Source organism: Flavobacterium labens (genome assembly GCF_048286755.1).
Classification (GTDB): domain Bacteria; phylum Bacteroidota; class Bacteroidia; order Flavobacteriales; family Flavobacteriaceae; genus Flavobacterium.
On sequence record NZ_JBLVPL010000001.1, the window covers coordinates 367,191 to 385,474 of the forward strand.

Annotated in this window: 16 protein-coding genes and 2 tRNA genes; 6 read left to right on the plus strand and 12 right to left on the minus strand. The window is 33.7% G+C overall.

All coding sequences use genetic code 11. The features are described from left to right. Positions 1-194 precede the first annotated feature (194 nt). The 3 genes from ACNQF8_RS01535 to ACNQF8_RS01545 are packed head-to-tail and all read left to right on the plus strand — an operon-like array spanning position 195 to position 5,799. Complete coding sequence (locus ACNQF8_RS01535) at positions 195-3,284, plus strand: SusC/RagA family TonB-linked outer membrane protein (protein WP_417950518.1); 3,090 nt, start codon at positions 195-197, stop codon at positions 3,282-3,284. Positions 3,285-3,294: 10 nt separating this feature from the next. Continuing rightward, complete coding sequence (locus ACNQF8_RS01540) at positions 3,295-4,704, plus strand: SusD/RagB family nutrient-binding outer membrane lipoprotein (protein WP_417950519.1); 1,410 nt, start codon at positions 3,295-3,297, stop codon at positions 4,702-4,704. A 12-nt stretch (positions 4,705-4,716) separates the two neighbouring features. Beyond that, positions 4,717-5,799: an alkaline phosphatase family protein gene (locus ACNQF8_RS01545; RefSeq protein WP_417952774.1), complete on the plus strand. Its 1,083-nt coding sequence runs from the start codon at positions 4,717-4,719 to the stop codon at positions 5,797-5,799. Positions 5,800-5,853: 54 nt separating this feature from the next. On the opposite strand, the gene rlmN is transcribed toward ACNQF8_RS01545, so the two are convergent. Then, complete coding sequence (rlmN, locus tag ACNQF8_RS01550) at positions 5,854-6,897, minus strand: dual-specificity RNA methyltransferase RlmN (protein WP_417950521.1); 1,044 nt, start codon at positions 6,895-6,897, stop codon at positions 5,854-5,856. A gap of 80 nt (positions 6,898-6,977) precedes the next feature. On the opposite strand from rlmN, the gene ACNQF8_RS01555 reads away from it, so the two are divergent. Further along, positions 6,978-7,619, plus strand: coding sequence for an O-methyltransferase (locus ACNQF8_RS01555; RefSeq protein ID WP_417950522.1), 642 nt, complete (start codon positions 6,978-6,980; stop codon positions 7,617-7,619). A 132-nt stretch (positions 7,620-7,751) separates the two neighbouring features. Here ACNQF8_RS01555 and ACNQF8_RS01560 read toward each other — a convergent pair whose 3' ends face one another. The 8 genes from ACNQF8_RS01560 to ACNQF8_RS01595 form a co-directional block, all read right to left on the minus strand. Further along, positions 7,752-8,315 (minus strand): phosphatase PAP2 family protein, encoded by a 564-nt coding sequence (locus tag ACNQF8_RS01560; RefSeq protein ID WP_417950523.1) that lies wholly within the window; start codon positions 8,313-8,315, stop codon positions 7,752-7,754. Then, the gene (locus ACNQF8_RS01565; RefSeq protein ID WP_315206685.1) at positions 8,315-8,716 is read right to left on the minus strand and encodes a Sec-independent protein translocase subunit TatA/TatB; all 402 of its coding nucleotides are present in this window, start codon (positions 8,714-8,716) and stop codon (positions 8,315-8,317) included. The genes ACNQF8_RS01560 and ACNQF8_RS01565 overlap by 1 nt, the downstream gene beginning before the upstream one ends. 110 nt (positions 8,717-8,826) lie before the next feature. After that, complete coding sequence (locus ACNQF8_RS01570) at positions 8,827-11,070, minus strand: M1 family metallopeptidase (protein ID WP_417952775.1); 2,244 nt, start codon at positions 11,068-11,070, stop codon at positions 8,827-8,829. A gap of 60 nt (positions 11,071-11,130) precedes the next feature. Further along, positions 11,131-11,637 (minus strand): DUF6702 family protein, encoded by a 507-nt coding sequence (locus ACNQF8_RS01575; RefSeq protein WP_417950525.1) that lies wholly within the window; start codon positions 11,635-11,637, stop codon positions 11,131-11,133. A gap of 80 nt (positions 11,638-11,717) precedes the next feature. Continuing rightward, complete coding sequence (locus ACNQF8_RS01580; protein WP_417950526.1) at positions 11,718-12,473, minus strand: hypothetical protein; 756 nt, start codon at positions 12,471-12,473, stop codon at positions 11,718-11,720. 29 nt (positions 12,474-12,502) lie between these two features. Further along, entirely contained in the window at positions 12,503-12,718 is a 216-nt protein-coding gene (locus tag ACNQF8_RS01585; protein ID WP_417952776.1) for a hypothetical protein, read from the minus strand. Then, positions 12,705-13,433 (minus strand): hypothetical protein, encoded by a 729-nt coding sequence (locus ACNQF8_RS01590; protein WP_417950527.1) that lies wholly within the window; start codon positions 13,431-13,433, stop codon positions 12,705-12,707. The genes ACNQF8_RS01585 and ACNQF8_RS01590 overlap by 14 nt, the downstream gene beginning before the upstream one ends. Further along, positions 13,423-14,178 carry a hypothetical protein gene (locus tag ACNQF8_RS01595; RefSeq protein ID WP_417950528.1) on the minus strand — a complete coding sequence of 252 codons (756 nt, stop codon included), beginning with the start codon at positions 14,176-14,178 and terminating at the stop codon, positions 13,423-13,425. Before ACNQF8_RS01595 ends, ACNQF8_RS01590 begins: the two co-directional genes overlap by 11 nt. Positions 14,179-14,326: 148 nt before the next feature. Between ACNQF8_RS01595 and pepE the strand changes: the two genes are divergently transcribed. Continuing rightward, positions 14,327-15,034 (plus strand): dipeptidase PepE, encoded by a 708-nt coding sequence (pepE, locus tag ACNQF8_RS01600; protein WP_417950529.1) that lies wholly within the window; start codon positions 14,327-14,329, stop codon positions 15,032-15,034. Between the two features lie 159 nt (positions 15,035-15,193). Here pepE and ACNQF8_RS01605 read toward each other — a convergent pair. Both ACNQF8_RS01605 and ACNQF8_RS01610 read right to left on the minus strand, forming a co-directional pair. Further along, positions 15,194-15,269: transfer RNA gene (locus ACNQF8_RS01605), tRNA-Gly, on the minus strand. 44 nt (positions 15,270-15,313) lie between these two features. Next, positions 15,314-15,386, minus strand: a tRNA-Gly gene (locus tag ACNQF8_RS01610). A 630-nt stretch (positions 15,387-16,016) separates the two neighbouring features. Between ACNQF8_RS01610 and ACNQF8_RS01615 the strand changes: the two genes are divergently transcribed. Then, on the plus strand, positions 16,017-17,525 hold the full coding sequence (locus tag ACNQF8_RS01615; RefSeq protein ID WP_417952777.1) for a L,D-transpeptidase family protein: 1,509 nt from the start codon (positions 16,017-16,019) through the stop codon (positions 17,523-17,525). Here the strand turns inward: ACNQF8_RS01615 and ACNQF8_RS01620 are convergent. Continuing rightward, complete coding sequence (locus ACNQF8_RS01620) at positions 17,514-18,236, minus strand: murein L,D-transpeptidase catalytic domain family protein (protein ID WP_417950531.1); 723 nt, start codon at positions 18,234-18,236, stop codon at positions 17,514-17,516. The genes ACNQF8_RS01615 and ACNQF8_RS01620 overlap by 12 nt on opposite strands. Between the last annotated feature and the right edge of the window lie 48 nt (positions 18,237-18,284).

Consider the following 18,284-nt stretch of genomic DNA (forward strand, 5'->3'; position numbering starts at 1 on the left):
TTAGGATTCAAAGTTACATCTTTTGACAAATATATTCAGCCTTAAATCCAATTTAAGTGGTTCATTCTAAAAAAATATTCTCCTTAACATTGCTAACCTATTCTTAATTTCATATCTCTTTTTGTTAAAGTTATCTTAATCTTACGCGAGTAGCAGAGATATATGTTTGCACCTCAAAACAAAACAACAAACAAATGAAAATTTTAAGAAAAAATCTACTCTTTCTTTTACTTCTATTCTGCGCACATATTACTACTGCGCAAACCACTACAATTTCAGGAAAAGTAACCGATTCATCCGGATTCCCGCTAACTGGAGCAACTGTTTTAGTTAAAGGAACTAAAACTGCAGCCGCTGCAGATGAAAATGGAAACTACACTATTAAAACCGAAAAGGGAAAAATATTGATTTTCACCTTTATGGGCTTCATTACCAAAGAACTTTTAGTGACTAACCAAGAAAACCTAAATGTTACATTGCAAGATGATTCTATATCACTAGGCGAAGTCGTTGTAACTGCTTTAGGAATTAAAAGAGACAAACGAGCACTAGGGTATGCATCCCAAGAGTTAAAATCAGAGGATATCAATAAAGTAAACTCGGCAAATTTTGTATCCAACTTAACAGGTAAAATATCAGGAGTTCAAATTACAGGCTCAGGAAACGGAATCACTAGCTCTTCAAGAATTACTATCCGTGGTGATAAATCTTTGAACATCAACAATAACGGCCCTTTGTTTATTGTTGATGGTATTCCAATCAATAATAATGTATATGGTGTAGGAGGCGGTCCCACTACTCAAACTGACTTACCAACTGATTATGGCAATGGAGCTTCAGAAATTAATCAAGAAAACATTGAAAGCGTAAACGTATTAAAAGGAGCAGCCGCATCAGCACTTTATGGTTCTAGAGCGGCAAATGGTGTTATTGTCATTACAACTAAATCAGGTAAAAAAGGCAAAGGACTTGGCGTTTCATTCTCTTCTTCTTTCATGACAAGCGAAGCATTGCGATTACCTGAAATACAAGGTGTTTATGGTGCGGGATCAAAACAAGTATACGATCCTGGTGCAGATACAAACTTAGGTCCCCGTTTTGACTCAGGTGTCTCTTTATTACAAAATGGAAGTCCCGGATATGCAATAGGACAAGGACAAGTTTTACCATTTGAATTCAGATACAACTTAAATGACTTTTTTAGAAAAGGAAATTCCATTTCAAACTCAGTATCGATTTCAGGTTCAGATGAAAAAACTAATTTCAGACTAAGCTATGGAAAAACTACTAGCGAAGATATAGTACCTAATTCTAATTTAAAAAGAGAAAACATAAGTCTCAACCTTAATTACACTATTTCAGACAAATGGAAAATTGCCACAGTAGCTACTTATACAAAAAGTGCTAGTGACAATACTCCAGTAACAGGTTACGGAAGTCAAGGAATCATGTACAATTTACTTTGGAATCATACCAATGTAGACTTAGATTGGCTTAAAGATTACTGGATTGTTAAAGATGTGAGACAAAACAGCATGTTTGGTTGGGGAGACAATCCATTTAAAATTGCTAATGAAAACATTAATGCATTTAAAAAAGGGCGCCTTTTTGGAAACATTTCTTCTACTTATGAAATCGATGAAAACTTTTCGTTCATGGCTAGAATAGGAATGGACAATTCTAATGATTTTAGATGGTCAAGACGACCAATTGGATCTTCTAGATATGCTGCAGGAATGTACCGCGAACAAACGATTGGTTTTACAGAATACAATGCCGATATGTTATTGAGTTACGATCATAATTTTGGAGATTTTTCGGTTAAAATATCGTACGGAGCTAACAGCATGAACCAATACACATCTGAAAGCAAAATTGAAGGACAAGGAATCAGTATCCCTGGAATTTACAATTTACAAAATATTAATGTTACGCCGATTTCATCTAGGAATATTTACAAAAAACGTATTAACAGCATGTATAGTTTTGCAAATATTGGATACAAAGATTTTCTATACTTAGATCTAACGGCAAGAAATGACTGGTCTTCTACTCTTCCGGCAGACAACAATTCTTACTTCTATCCTTCTGCTTCATTAAGCTTTATTCCAACTTCATTGTTTGAAATGAATGAAAATATTGATTTCTTAAAACTGAGAGTAAACGCAGCTTCTGTAGGAAACGACACTGATCCTTATAAATTAGTTAAAACATACAACAATGGTACTTTAGCGGGAACATTAACTAATCCTAGCACTATTTTAAACAGTAATTTGAAACCTGAAATTGCAACATCTTATGAAGTAGGTGTTGAAGCACAGTTTTTCAAAAAAAGAATTACGCTTGATGCCAGTTATTATATTACCAATTCTAAAAATCAAATCGTAGGTTTAGATGTGTCACAAGCTTCTGGATTTAATTCGAACGTAATCAACGCAGGTAAAATACAAAATAAAGGAATCGAAATAGGATTAGGAATTACGCCTGTTAGAACCGCAAATTTTGAATGGTCACTTAACGCTAATTTCACTCAAAACCGTGGTACTGTAAAAGAATTGACTCCGGGAATTGACAATTATATTATTGCTCAAGGTCCTAATGGCGGCACAATTGAAGCTCGTGTTGGCGAACGAATGGGAGATATGTACGGACGTGGTTATTTAAGAAGTCCTGACAATCAAATTGTATTCGACACTAATGGTTCACCAATTTTAGATACGAAAATCAAGAAAATAGGAAACTACAATCCAGATTGGATGTTGGGTCTAAGTACTAATCTTAAATACAAAAACTTCAATCTAAATGCATTATTTGATGTACGACACGGAGGTAAAATATACTCAATGACCAATTCAATTGGTATGGAAAGTGGCATACTTGCCGTTTCATTACCAGGCAGAGAAACAGGAATTATAGGTAAAGGTGTTGTTCAAAATACAGATGGAACATATAGCCCAAACACAACTTCTGTAAGTGCGGAAAACTGGTATTACTACAATGCTTATCGTAGAGATAATATTGAGGCCAATTCATTTGACGCTTCTTACGTGAAAATGAGAGAGGTAAGCTTGAATTACAGACTATCTGACAAATGGACCAAAGCGATAAAAATGCAAAACTTAAGTATTGGATTAGTTGGGAATAATCTAGCACTTTGGACAAAAGTTCCAAACATTGACCCAGAAACTCAAGCAATAAGTGGCGGTACATTATTACCTGGATTCGAAGTATTGCAACTGCCATCATCCAGAAACTATGGAATCAAATTAAATGCTTCATTCTAAAAAAATTATCATGAAAAAAATCATAGCCTTTATTGTACTATTAACTCTTAGTATTTCTTGCACCGATGGGTTTGAAGAAATCAACACTAATAAAAATCAACCAACTGCTTCACAACCAAAGCAGATGCTTCCCAACGTTATTTTCAACTTGGCCAATAGTAACGTGACCAACTCCTATGATTTTGGAGACATCACAGCTCAATATGGTGGTTTCTACGAGTACAATCAATTAGACATTTATGACTGGGGTGCTGACAACCGTTTTTGGGGACTATACAAATGGCTTAACGATATCTACGATATTAAAAAACAAGCGATTGCATTAAATGACAAAAATTACGAGGCCATTAGTCTTGTTCTTGAAACCTATACCATGAGTCTAATTACGGATACCTATGGTTACGTTCCCTATTCTGAAGCTTCAAAAGGAGAATCAGGGATACTGAAACCTAAGTATGATTCTCAAGAAACCATTTATACGCAACTGCTTTTAAATTTAGAGAATGCAAACGCTATGATAAATGTAAAATCAAAAGTAGAAGGGGACTTATTGTATAAAGGTGACATGTTGAAATGGAAAAAATTCTGTAATTCACTACATGTTCGTCTCTTGATGCGTATTTCAAATAAGGTCAATGTTAGCGCTAAATTAAATGAGATTGTTACAAAACCAACAGTATATCCATTATTCCAATCGAATACTGACAATGCAAACTATGTGTACTCAGGAAGCTATCCTAATATTTCACCTATGAGTGATGGAGTGAACAGATTGTACGGTTACAATATTGTAATTCCTTCCACAAATTTAGTGAATACATTAATTGCAAATAATGACCCCAGACTTGATGAATGGATTGATCCTATTGCAGGAACAACGAATCATTTAGGATTAAGACCTGGATTACCGTTAGATCAGATTGGGGAACCAACAAAATATTCTAGAAGAGCTGAAGACTATTTTTATACGAAAACGAAAATATCTTCAATATTCATGACCTATAGTGAATTGAATTTCTTATTAGCAGAAGCGAGCCAACGCAATCTTATTACAACTGGATCAGCCAAAATGTATTACGATACCGCAGTAACAGCTTCTTTTGGACAATGGAATGTAACAATGCCAAATAATTATTTGACAGTCACAGCACCCTATAACGCTACAAATGAAGTACTATATACCCAAAAATGGTTAGCTTTATACCACACTGGAATAGAATCATGGTTGGATTGGAAAAGAACTGGAAAACCAAGTTTTATACAAGCAGGTCCGGGAGCTAAAAACAACGGCAAAGTACCTAGAAGAATCTTATATCCAAGTTTAGAGCAATCAGTAAACAAAGAAAATAACAGCGAGGCGATACAAAAAATAGGAGGAAGCGACAATATTAACGCAAAAGTATGGTGGGATAATTTTTAATAAAAAATGAAAATGAAAAAAATATTTTTAATTCTGATACTTTTTGTTGCGGTTAGTTCCCAAGCCCAAAAAGCAGAGAACATCATTATCATCACCACTGATGGATTTAGATGGCAAGAGGCGTTCAAGGGAATGGACGAAAGTTTAGCAAAGGACAAAAAATTCAATCAGAACGACAGCTCCTATATTTATAAAAAATATTGGGCTGAAAATGTAAACGAGCGAAGAGAAAAATTAATGCCTTTTATGTGGTCTGTTTTAGCTAAAAAAGGACAAATTTATGGTAACAGAACCCTTGGCAACAAGGTAAACAATGCCAATCCCTATTGGTTTAGTTATCCTGGTTATAACGAAATCATGACAGGCTACGCTGATACTTTAATCAATTCAAATAAGTATCCTGCAAATCCCAATATTACTGTTTTAGAATTCTTAAACAAGCAAGCTAAAATAAAAGGCAAAGTTGCTGCTTTTGGAGCATGGGATGCTTTTGATAATATTTTAAACGAAAAAAGAGCAGGTTTTCCAGTGGTATCTGCTTTTGATAAGGTAGGTGGAAAAACACCAACAGAGAGACAAAAATTAATTAATGCTATGCTAGCAGATTCATTTAAACCTTTTCATGAGGAGGAATGTCTGGATGTATTTACACATTATGGTGCTCTTGAAGAATTGAAAACGAACAAACCAAAAGTATTATACATCTCGTATGGTGAAACTGATGAATGGGCTCATGCAGGCTTTTATCGTTCCTATTTAGATGCAGCACACCAAGTGGATGCTTGGATTAAAGAGATTTGGGACTTTGTACAAAATGACCCTCAATACAAAGACAAAACGGCTTTAGTATTTACAACAGATCATGGCAGAGGCGATCTTATAAAAGCTGAATGGACAAGTCATGGACCACAAATTAAAGATGCTTCAGAAATATGGTTTGCCACTATGGGACCGAAAATTGAAGCAAAAGGGGAAATGAAAGAGAAAAATCAATTGTACCAAGATCAATTTGCACAAACCATGGCTAAAATTATGGGATATACATTTGAAGCCAATCATCCAATTGCAAAAGAAATCTCTTCAGTAGTAAAATAAAAATAATATTTAAAAAAAAAAAGCTGTCCAAAAGTACTTTTCGGACAGCTTTTTTTATGCTTCTTTATTGGCCAATTGTCCGCACGCAGCATCAATATCTTTACCTCTACTTCTTCGCACTTTTACGACAATTCCGCTGGCTTCAAGTGCTTTTATGTATGCATTTATCGATTCTTCGGAAGCTTGTTGAAATTCTCCATCATCGATTGGGTTGTATTCGATAAGATTCACTTTACAAGGAACATATTTACAAAACTTCACCAAAGCATCTATGGAAGCTTTATTATCATTAATGTCTTTCCAAACAACATATTCGTAGGAGATTTTACTTTTGGTTTTTCGGTACCAATATTCTAATGATTCCCGTAAATCCGCCAAAGGAAAATTAGCACTAAACGGCATAATTCGAGATCGAATTTCATCAATTGCTGAGTGTAGCGAAACGGCAAGTTTGAATTTCACATCATCATCAGCTAATTTTTTAATCATTTTAGGAACTCCCGAAGTCGAAACCATAATACGTTTAGGTGACATTCCTAAACCTTCCGGAGACGTAATCATTTCGATTGCTTTCAAGACATTGTTATAGTTCATAAGCGGTTCGCCCATTCCCATGAAAACAATATTCGACAACGGATGATTATAATACAAACGACTTTCTTTATCAATGGCAATTACCTGATCATAGATTTCAGCCGGTTCCAGATTTCGCATTCTTTTTAATCGCGCTGTAGCGCAAAAGTTGCAATCTAAACTACAACCAACTTGACTCGAAACACACGCTGTAGTTCTTGTATTTGTAGGTATCAAAACCGATTCCACCACCAAACCATCATGTAAACGAACCGCATTTTTTACGGTTCCGTCTTCACTGCGCTGCATGGTATCCACTTTGATGTGATTGATAACAAAATGCGTTTCCAGCATATTTCGTGTTCCCTTAGAAACATTAGTCATATCCTCAAAACTATGTGCGCCTTTACTCCACAACCATTCATAAACCTGGTTCCCACGAAAGGCTTTGTCGTTATTAGCAACGAAAAAATCACGTAGTTGTTCTTTTGATAAGGCGCGTATGTCTTTTTTGTCGATTTCCATGGTGCAAAGTTAGTAAGTATTTTGAGGTTTTCGTTATTTGTGAATTTGGTTATTTGTAATTTTGTAAAAAAATTAAAATAATGCATTTCATTTCCCAAGAATTAGAAGATTATATCGAGCAACATTCCGAAAAAGAACCTGCTTTATTGGCAGCGTTAAATAAAGAAACGTACCAAAAAATTCTATTGCCACGAATGTTGAGCGGACATTTTCAAGGTCGTGTTTTGAGCATGTTGTCTAAACTGATTCGACCTGTGAATATTCTGGAAATTGGAACGTATACTGGCTATTCGGCATTGTGCTTGTGCGAAGGCATGCAAGAAAACGGACAGTTACACACGATTGACATCAAAGAAGAATTAGTTGATTTTCAAAGAAAACATTTTGACAAATCACCTTGGGGAAAGCAAATTGTACAACATTTAGGAGAAGCAATTGATATCATTCCAACACTTGAGTTGAAATTTGATTTGGTTTTTATAGATGCTGATAAAGAAAATTACCTCAACTATTTTGAATTGATTGTTCCAAAAATGAATAAAGGCGGGATTATTTTATCAGATAATGTGCTTTGGAGCGGTAAAGTTTTGGAGCCGTTACAACCGAATGATTTGAGTACAAAAGTATTGCTGAAATACAATCGATTATTAGCAACTGATTCAAGAGTAGAGACGGTTTTGTTGCCTATTCGTGATGGTTTGACAGTGAGTAGAGTTCTTTAGTTTAGGATATTTCTATTGAAAACAAATGCCCTAGCCCTGATAGAAGCGGCATCCTTTCTAGTCTCGTTTTTAGAACGAGACTAGAAAGATACAGCGTAGAGCAGGAAAAAGCTCCTAATAATTCTAAAAATATTATAGTGGAAAATACTTTTGTTGTGCCATTTTGTATCCTTTGTATATCAAAAAACCAAAAGTAAATCCGAACAAATAGCCTGATAAAATATCTAACGGATAATGCAATCCCAGATAGATTCTACTATAAGCAAAGATTAGCGGCCATAAAAATAACAGCCAAAAATATTTGAAATACTGCCTAAGAGTAAAGTATAATAATGTCGCAACTGCCATTGAATTTGCAGCATGACCCGAGAAAAAACTAAATGAATTTCTGACTTGAACTATACGAATAAAGGAATTAATTTCAGGATTATTGCAAGGGCGTAATCGTTGAAATCCATTCTTGAACAAGTTGGTTGTTTGGTCTGTAAATGTAACTAAAACTGCTACAAAGAGTAATAAATACAAGGTTTGTTTAGCGCCTAGTTTCTTATAAATGACATACAACAGAAGTAAAAAAAGAGAAATCCAGTTGCTTTGTTTGGTGACAAATAACCAAAGTCCGTCATACGTTTCCGACCCAAATCCATTCAAAAAAACAAATAATTTTGTATCTAAAGAAAGTAATTTTTCCAACATTACATCTGACGTTTTATAGGTCCTGCAACGTCTTCTATAATTTCTTTAGTAGCTTCAATTTGAGTGGTTGTATCACCAAGTAAATTGTCTTTGGCTTTGTTAATTTCTGAAGTGATATTTCCTGTTATATCAGTAATTTGAGAGGTATCTCCCAATAGATCATCCTTAGCTTTATTGATATGCGATGTGATATTTCCTCTGAAATCAGTTAATGTCTGTGTATCAAATCCATTAGCCTCAGCTCCTTTTTGAATTTCACTTTTTATATCATTAGTGGCATTTTTTAATTGTGCCATTGCTTTACCCATAGTACGGGCTATTTCTGGTACTTTATCTGACCCAAAAAGCATGAGTACTATAAACATGATGAAAATTAACTCTCCTCCTCCTATGCCAAACATATTTCTTATTTTTTATTGCTACAAATATACCTAATTTTGAATCTTTGACTTTTAATTTTTTCATAAAAAAAAGACTCTTTTCAGAGTCTTCTTTAATTTTAGGTCTTTATTTAATCAAATTTAGACTTCACTTCTTCTTTAGGCCAAGCGTTATTGGTTACATCAATATCAGCTGTTTCTAATTTTGGATCTATCTGAATCTTTTTGATTGCTTTTTCAGTTGCATACACTTTCTTAGCGGTATCATTGTTTTTTCTCCAAATTTGAGCTGGATATTTGAATGTTTCTTTCGTATCATCTTCGTAAGTCAATTCAACGATGATTGGCATTAACATTCCTCCTGGCTTATTAAACTCTACTTCGTAGAAAAACTTAGGAGATTTTAATTTTGATTTCTCATCCGCAGAAAAATTTTGGTTTACATACTCCGATAGTAAATTTACATCTGCAATTGCTAATGCTTTCTTATCTTTTGATGACAATTCTTCACTTGTTCCAGGAACTAAATAAACGAAAGGTCCTTTTTCTTGACCAAAACGTCCTCTTCTTACTACAGCGTCTTTTAGATCTTTAGTAGCAGTTTCAGACACGTAATATTGTTTTACTTCTTTCACACCGATATCTACAAAATCAGTTGAGTAAAACCATCCTCTGAAAAACCAATCCAAATCTACTGCAGATGCATCTTCCATAGTTCTAAAAAAGTCTTCTGGTGTAGGATGCTTGAATTTCCATCTGTTTGCATATACTTTGAAAGCATGGTCAAACAATTCTCTTCCCATAATCGTTTCTCTAAGGATATTTAAACCCGTTGCCGGCTTACCATAAGCATTAGCACCAAATTGAACTATCGTTTCAGAGTTTGACATAATTGGCTCCAAGAATTTTTGATCTCCACTCATGTAAGGAACAATTTTACTTGCAGGTCCGCGACTTGAAGGGAAATTTGTTCCCATTTCTTGTTCAGCCATGTATTGCATAAAGGTATTAAGCCCTTCATCCATCCAAGACCACTGACGCTCGTCAGAATTTACAATCATAGGAAAGAAATTGTGTCCTACTTCATGTATTACTACACCTATCATTCCGTTTTTAATACGTTCACTTGTCACTCCTTTTTCATCAGGACGACCATAATTCCAACAAATCATTGGATATTCCATACCTTGATCTTCTGCTGAAACTGATACCGCTTTTGGATAAGGATAGTCAAATGTATGTGCTGAATAACTTTTTAAAGTATGCGCTACAGTTCTAGTAGACGTTTCTCCCCATAGCGGATTACTTTCTTTAGGATAAACTGAAATTGCCATAACTGTTTTATTCGTCAATTGAACTGCCATCGCATCCAGAATAAATTTTCTAGAAGTGGCAATTCCAAAATCCCTTACGTTTTTAGCACTAAATTTCCATGTTTTTTTCTTTTCTGAAAAGCCTTTTTCACTTGCTTCTGCTTCCGCTTGAGTAACAATTACAACTGGTTTGTCAAATGATTTTTGAGCCAGTTCATATCTTTTTACTTGCTCAGCAGTAAATACTTCGCTTCTGTTCATCAATTCCCCTGTAGCTTCCATAACGTGATCTGCAGGTACGGTGATGTTTACATCAAAATTTCCAAAAGGCAACGTAAATTCTCCCGTTCCCCAAAATTGCATATTCTGCCATCCTTCAACATCATTATAAACAGCCATTCTAGGATAGAACTGAGCAATTACATATAATTTATTTCCTTCTTTTTCGAACAACTCATAGCCTGAACGACCACCATCTTGCCTGTAATTATTAATATTATACCACCAATTGATCGAAAAAGTGAATTTTTCACCAGGTTTCATTGGAGTTGATAAATTAATACGCATCATCGTTTGATTGATCGAATAGGACAAAGCATTTCCTTTTACATCCTTCACGAACTCAATGTTAAAACCACGCTCTTGCTCTTGTTTCAAGAACTTATTTGCAAAGTTTCCAGCAGGAAAAACCTGCTCCATTCTTTGGCTTTCCGCCAATGGAGTTTGTGACGTTTTCGCAGCTTGATTTTGGTCTAATTGAACCCATAAATACTCTAAAGTATCTGGAGAATTGTTATAATAAGTAACCGTTTCAGACCCTGTTAATTTAGATTTTTTATCATCCAGCTCTACATTTATCTTGTAGTCAGCCTGTTGCTGATAATAAGCCGGACCCGGAGCTCCAGAAGCAGTACGAAACATGTTAGGCGTTGCTAACAAATCATACATTTGGCTAAACTTATTGGTATCGTATTTTCCTGTTTGTTTTGGCGCAACAGGTGCGGTTTTTTCTTGGGCAAATAAAATTGCGGGAAGAAGTAATAATAATGTAAATTTTTTCATAGGTGGAAATCTGGTTATTCAGTGCGTGAAAATAATAATTTAAAACAAATTTCTCTAAATTTATTCATATTTTAACATTCCCTTGGATGTGGATTCTGTGAATAGTAATGTATTTTTTACACCAGTCACATTAAAATGCATAATATTCTGTTGCTCTGAATTTCCTTCTATGATAATGGTGTTGTAAATTTCGAGTGAATTAACTTTAGGAATTTCCTTAATACTTAAATAACAAATAAGTACATCCCCTTCCATTTCTTTACTTAAAAAATTCATGGACTTAGATTGCCCATTTATTTTTATGGAGAATTTTTCGTTTAAATACTTTTTCAACAAAATCAAATCTTCATCTGTTTCTTTTTCGGAGCCTAAATTGATTTTTTTATTATACTTTTTCCCAACTGCGCTATTCAAATCATCAACAAAAATACGAGCGGTGATTTGAAGTATTTTCTTTTGAGGAGCGTAATTTACTTGGTATAATGCTACATAAAATTTATGTACACTAAATGATGTCAAGGTTAAAAATAATAGGCCAAAAAAAGTAATTAAGATTGTTTTTTTCATTCGAAGATTCTATTTGTTTTTTATCGGAATATGGCATCGCCGTTCTTCAATCTTATTTGTATTCTGGAATCATGGCGATTTCATTTTTCAAAAGTAGTAATTCTTTTAAACTCTTCGTTCTTGGTGATTAAAAAATCAATTAGTAAAAATTCGTCTTCTTGTTTCAAAAGGCTTTTTGATTTTGGGTCATTTTCGCAATAATCCAGAAAAAGTCCAATTTCCTCATTTTTCAACTTCAATGTATTGATGAAGAAATACTTGTCAATTCCTTTAGAAACTACATCCGAGAAATCTACATTAGAATTCAAAGCAGTTTTCTTTGCCGAATCATTTTTAAACACTTTAGAAACCATTTTAAATATTCTAACAAAATCCATTCCGTTTTCTATGCTACCATCCGAAGGCATTGTTCTATTTACAGGGGAAGATTTTGCATCATCAAAAAACTGCAGGTCTACAATTCCCTGAGAATTTCCCGTTATTGGTTTTATTTCCGCTTTACGCTTCACAATTACTTCCTTCAACAACGTAGTTTGCGTTTCTAAATTAACCACAAACAAAGGTTTTGAAAAATCTTTGTCCTGAATCACAATTTTTTTAGACTTGAAAGATGGGCTTGAAACTAACAATGTATCTTTGGCTTTCGCCAAAATATCAAAAAAACCTTGACCACTAATAAAGGTTCTTGTTTTTGAATTCAAATTAAAAACATATCCGTTATCTACTAAAGCGGATTCATTTATAAATTGACCATGCAAAGACTTTCTGTTTTCATTTTGTCCAAAAGAAAGTTGGCAAAAGAAAAGCAAACAAAGGATTCTTATTTTAGTTTTCATTTTGGATTATTTTATAAGCATTATTTTTCTTAAGTGTAGAAATTGGCCTTAGCCAAAATAAAAAATTCTCCATCACTATTTGTGACCGCTGTTTTTTCGTTTACTAAATTTAAGACATTTATTCCACTTATATAAGCCAAATCGACTCTAATTTTGCCATGAAGGAGCTTTTCAGCAGCAGTTTGCCCAAAAGATATTTGGCACATTAAAAATAAAACCACCTGAAGAATTCTATTTATTTTCACCTGCAATAATTTCATTATAATTTTCGGCGAGCCTTACAATTAAAAACATGACCATTGTCTTATTTTTAGATCGCAAAGCATTTGCAAAACTAGTATCATCAATACAATAATATTGAAATCCTCTAATATAATCTGTAGGGATTTTTAAGCTTTCAGTGTAATATTTATCTTCAAAAAGAACTTCGATTCTAGCTAATAATTGTTCTTTTTTCTCAATTACAATTTCCTTTTTCAGCATGGCTTTACGTCCTGAAATTGCATTTAGCAATCCATCGATACCGTTACCAGAAGTTGCCGTGTATAATTTCCTTTCGGCGGGTGTATATTTTTTTTGTCCATAAGGGATAATTCCTAAACTCTCTGCCGTAATGGAAGAATCATTCACTATTACTTCTTTCAAAATAATACTTTTAGGAATCATCTTTACCGTAATAACTTCCTGCAGCATATCCTGTTTGTCAATTTTCATTCGGAGACCTTCTAAATTAACGGCTGTAAACACCAAAACGTCGTTTTCTTTTACTGCTATAGTAAAGAAACCGTTCGCATCCGAAAAAGCAGTTTTATCCGTTGTTACATTCTCAATAGTAATCCGATCAACCGCAACAGAATCGGCGATAATTTTTCCTCGAAGCTCTTTTACGTTACCCGTTTGAGCAAAAACAACTTGCACGAACAAAAAAACAATAAACTGTAGCGTATTTTTAATTTTCACTGGCTATTATTTCTTTATATTTAGTTGCTAATTCTCCAATTAAGAAAGTAGTCATTGTCACATTTTTTGATTTTAAAATAGTCACGAATCTTTCGTTCTCAACAATATAATATTCAAATCCTTTAACATATTCAGAAGGAATTTTTAATGTCTTTACAAAATAATCAATGGTAAACATATTCTCTAACTGCCTCATATAGGATTCTTTCTTTTCAACTTCAACTTCTTTTTTAAGCATTTTAGTCCTACCTGAAAACCAATTTAATAAAGGATCCGCTGAGATTGAACCGCCCATCATAGAACCCGCATTAGCAGTGGCATTAAGATTACTGGCAGTATATAATTTTCGTTCTGCGGGAGTGTATATTTTTTGTCCCTTTGGAATTATCCCCATTGAAACCGCATTAATACCGTTCCTAACAATAACTTCGCGTAATTGATTTACAATGGGCATCATTTTTACAGTAAGCATTTCTTGTTCAAAATCCTTTTGGGTTAAGCCAATTCTAACTTCTTTAAACTGTCCTTCCGTGAATAATAATGTATCTCCAACTTTAGCCAGAATAGAAAAATCCCCCTCTTTATCTGTAACTAATGCTTGCTCACTTTTTAAGTTTATCACATAAATTCCTTCTAAAACAGAAACATCAGAAATCACTTTTCCTTTCAATTTTATTCGAGAAGTTTCTTGTGCTACAACATTCGTTGCTACAAAAGCCAAATATAAGTACACAATTCTGATCATCCCTTTTTAAATCCGTTATTCACACCTCGTAAAAGTATCTTAATGCGTTCCAAATTAATTACTAATGGGTTGGTAAAAAAATGTTAATTAAAAATGTGAAATCAAAAAGACTGATTTAATATCTTTAGCACAAATTATTCACTAAAAAATGAAAAATATACTTATCGCAAGTACTTCTACTCTTGCTAACCAGAATTATCTGGACTATTTATTACCTGAATTGCAATTGCATTTTCAAAACTGCAATACTATTCTTTTTATTCCTTACGCAAGACCCGGAGGCATTTCTCATGAGGAATATACCGCAATGGTAAGCTTGGCTTTGGACAAAATAAATAAAAAAGTAATCGGAATTCATGAGTTTGAAGACGCTCCACAAGCAATAAAAAATGCAGAAGGAATTTTTACCGGAGGCGGAAGCACATTTGTCTTAGTTTCACAATTATACAAAAACAACAGTATGGAAGTTCTGGCTGATGTAGTAAAAAATGGAACTCCGTATTTAGGAACAAGTGCAGGAAGTAACATTTGCGGATTAACGATGCAAACAACAAATGATATGCCGATTGTTTATCCGCCAAGTTTTAAGACGCTGGGATTAATTCCTTTCAATCTAAATCCACATTATTTAGATCCTGACACCAACTCCGAGCACATGGGAGAAACTCGTGAAACCAGAATAATAGAGTTTCATGCTTATAATTCTGTACCTGTTTTAGGATTAAGAGAAGGCAGCTGGCTAGACGTAAAAGGAGACAACATCACTTTAAAAGGCGATTTGACAGCACGCTTGTTTAGACAAAATCAAGTACCCAAAGAACTGGAAAGCGGAACTGATTTAAGTTTTTTAAAGTAGTCCCAAAATAAATGATAAAAAAAAGCCGAAACAATTAAGTTTCGGCTTTAAAGAGCGAAAGAGTAGGCTTCCCGTATCTCTTCGTTCACGGGATATCCCGAAGCTTCGGGACTAGCACAACCTTAAAATATAAAACCTCAAACAAAAGTTTGAGGTTTTTGGAGCGAAAGACGAGGCTCGAACTCGCGACAACCAGCTTGGAAGGCTGGAGCTCTACCAACTGAGCTACTTTCGCATTATAACAGTAAAATAAAATTTCAAAATAAATTTGAAACTTAGAGCGAAAGACGAGGCTCGAACTCGCGACAACCAGCTTGGAAGGCTGGAGCTCTACCAACTGAGCTACTTTCGCATTAACAACGGTGCAAATATAATTAATAAGTTTGCTTGAATGCAAGTTTTTTTCTTAAAAAGTCTGAATCTTACCGCTTGAACCTTTTTTAATAAAGAGGATTCAAATCATAAAGAATTTAATATGAAAATATTATACCTTTATAAGACATAAAAAAAACTTTGAAAAAATAATGCAAAACATTGAACAAATAGTTGCTTTGGATACATTTTCCGCACGAAATCCTATACTTCGGGTTGAAAAAAACGATAGAAAATTGTCGTTTTGATGGAGGTACTTTAGAGATTACTCTTCATTTTGACTTGTATGACACAAAAATCTGCAAGAGTTATTTCTTTATTCGAAGTAAAAAACGATTTATTTACTGCAGAAAAACAGTATCAAAAAAGGGATTTGGAGAAATATTGTAGGGACCAAAATTCAAATTTAGTTTGGTTCAATAGTACGAAAGAAGCCATTAGATTCTATTAAAAAAAATATCAAGTAATAAAGATTGCCTTTTGAAATATAAAGGAGTTGGAGAACACATTATCATATTTAAAAAATTGAATGATGAAAACGTTGATTCTAATACTATTAATCTGTGCAACTATTAGTTGCAAAAAGGAAAAACTAAAAAGTGAGGTAATCATGAAAAGTGACTTTTCTAATCCTTATGTTCTACCTAAAGATAAATCTATTAGAATTGACTCTACCTTGCTATCTTCCTTTAACAGCAAAACACTTTCCGATTTTTACAAATCCACTAATTACAGAACGACATGGCAATCTGTGGATAGTAGAAAAATAATTTTAGCAGAACTCCTTAAATCTGAAGAGGAGGGATTAAATCCAGAAGATTACAATTTAAAAACATTAATTGATTTTGAAAAAAAATCAGCAACACTTAACGATGCAGATTTGGCTAAATATGATATTTTACTGACCGAAAGTTTTCAAAAATACATCTCACATTTAACAAACGGAACATTAAATCCAAGAAAACTGTATAAAAATTGGGATTTAAAAGAAAACTTTATTGATATAAACGAAACCTTGACAGACTTACTGAACAACGATTCCTTAGCAGATAAAATAGAGCAATTAAAACCCAATCATATTGTTTACAAAAGATTAAAAACAGCACTGAAATTAATCAACACTTTTCCTAAAGATAATTTTAAAGTATTAAAAATTGCAGAAATAATTTCTCCAAACGATACCAATCCTTCTATAATTGACATTAAAAAAAGATTGACCTACTGGAAAGAATTACAACCTCAAGACAGCTTAACATCCATTTACGATGAAGAAACAATGCTTGCCATAAAAAAATTTCAAAATCGTCATGGCTTAGCCACGGATGGAATAATTGGACCCGCTACAATTGCCTCTCTCAATTTTTCTAAAAAACAACGAATACAACAAATCATAGTTAATCTAGAGCGCTGGAAATGGTATCCAAAAGAAATGGGAAAAGAATATATCATCATTAATATTCCCGACTACAGATTGACATTAATCAAAGACAAAGACACACTAAGGTCTCATAGAGTTATAGTAGGGAGAGCGAAAAGGAAAACACCAATCTTATCGTCTAGACTAGCTCAGGTTGTTTTTAATCCAACTTGGACAGTTCCTCCCACCATTTTGCGAGAAGATGTTATTCCTGCCATTTTAAAAAACAGAAGCTACTTAACTGAATCAAATATTAAAATATACGATCGTAATGGGGGAATTGTAAGCCCTTACGAATGGCACCTATCGCAAGCCAAAAGCTATCGTTATGTGCAAAGTCCAGGAACTTTTAATTCGTTAGGAATGGTTAAAATTATTTTCCCAAACCGCTTTTCTGTTTATTTACACGACACCAATCATAGAGATTATTTCGACAAAATAGATCGTTCGTTGAGTTCCGGTTGTGTCAGAGTAGACAATCCACTAGAGCTAACAGAATATTTACTGAATGATTCCGTAAATTGGAATCTGGAGAAAATTACAGAAATTCTACAAAGCGAAAAAACAAAATTTGTAAAAATTAAAAAAGAAGTTTCCTTCCAATTATTATATTGGACTGCTTGGAGCGAAAACAACAAACTGATTTTTAGAGACGATATTTACAATCTAGATGCCGATTTATATACTAAACTAAGAAATTGATTGTGCTCCAAATTTAGAAACTCTTGAAGGATGATAAATAAAGAAACATGATTTGTTTTTTATCGTACTGATAATTTCTTTAGACAATTCAACAGGCACAGCAGGACAACCTTGACTTCTTCCTAGTCTGTGATTGTTTTTGATAAATGAATTAGAAACATAATCAGCAGCATGCATCACAACACCTCTTGCTCTTGCATTGTCATTAACTCCTTTTTCTAAACCATCTAATTTAAGTGACATTCCATGTTTGCCATTGTAAATCTCTCCTGTGGCATAAAAACCTAAACTGCTTTTATACGATTCAGCTGAATTTGAAAAATTAGAAGCAAATTCATTGCCTGTATTTCTACCATGAGCAACAAGAGAATGAAACAATATATCTCCAGTTAGTAAGTCAATTACCCAAAGTCTTTTGGTATTCGAAGACAAACTGAAATCAATTAAGGTTAAAACATCTTTCTTAATTAATCCTTTTTCTTTCAACGAATAATACCCTTTCAAAGCTTCTGCAAAGCTTTCTAACTTAGGCAAAGCAAATTTATCAGAATGCAAATTGTTGTATGCCATTTCGATTTTGGCATCAACACTAGATTCTACCGTTTTAGCATAAACTACTGGTTTACCATTATTTGGCTCAGGAATGATTGTTTTGCTAGAAGACAAAGAAAAAAGCATAAACAAAATAGTAGGAAATATATTATAAATCATTGATTATCTTTAAGTTATAAGTTAATTTGGGTTTGCAAATGTACGTCA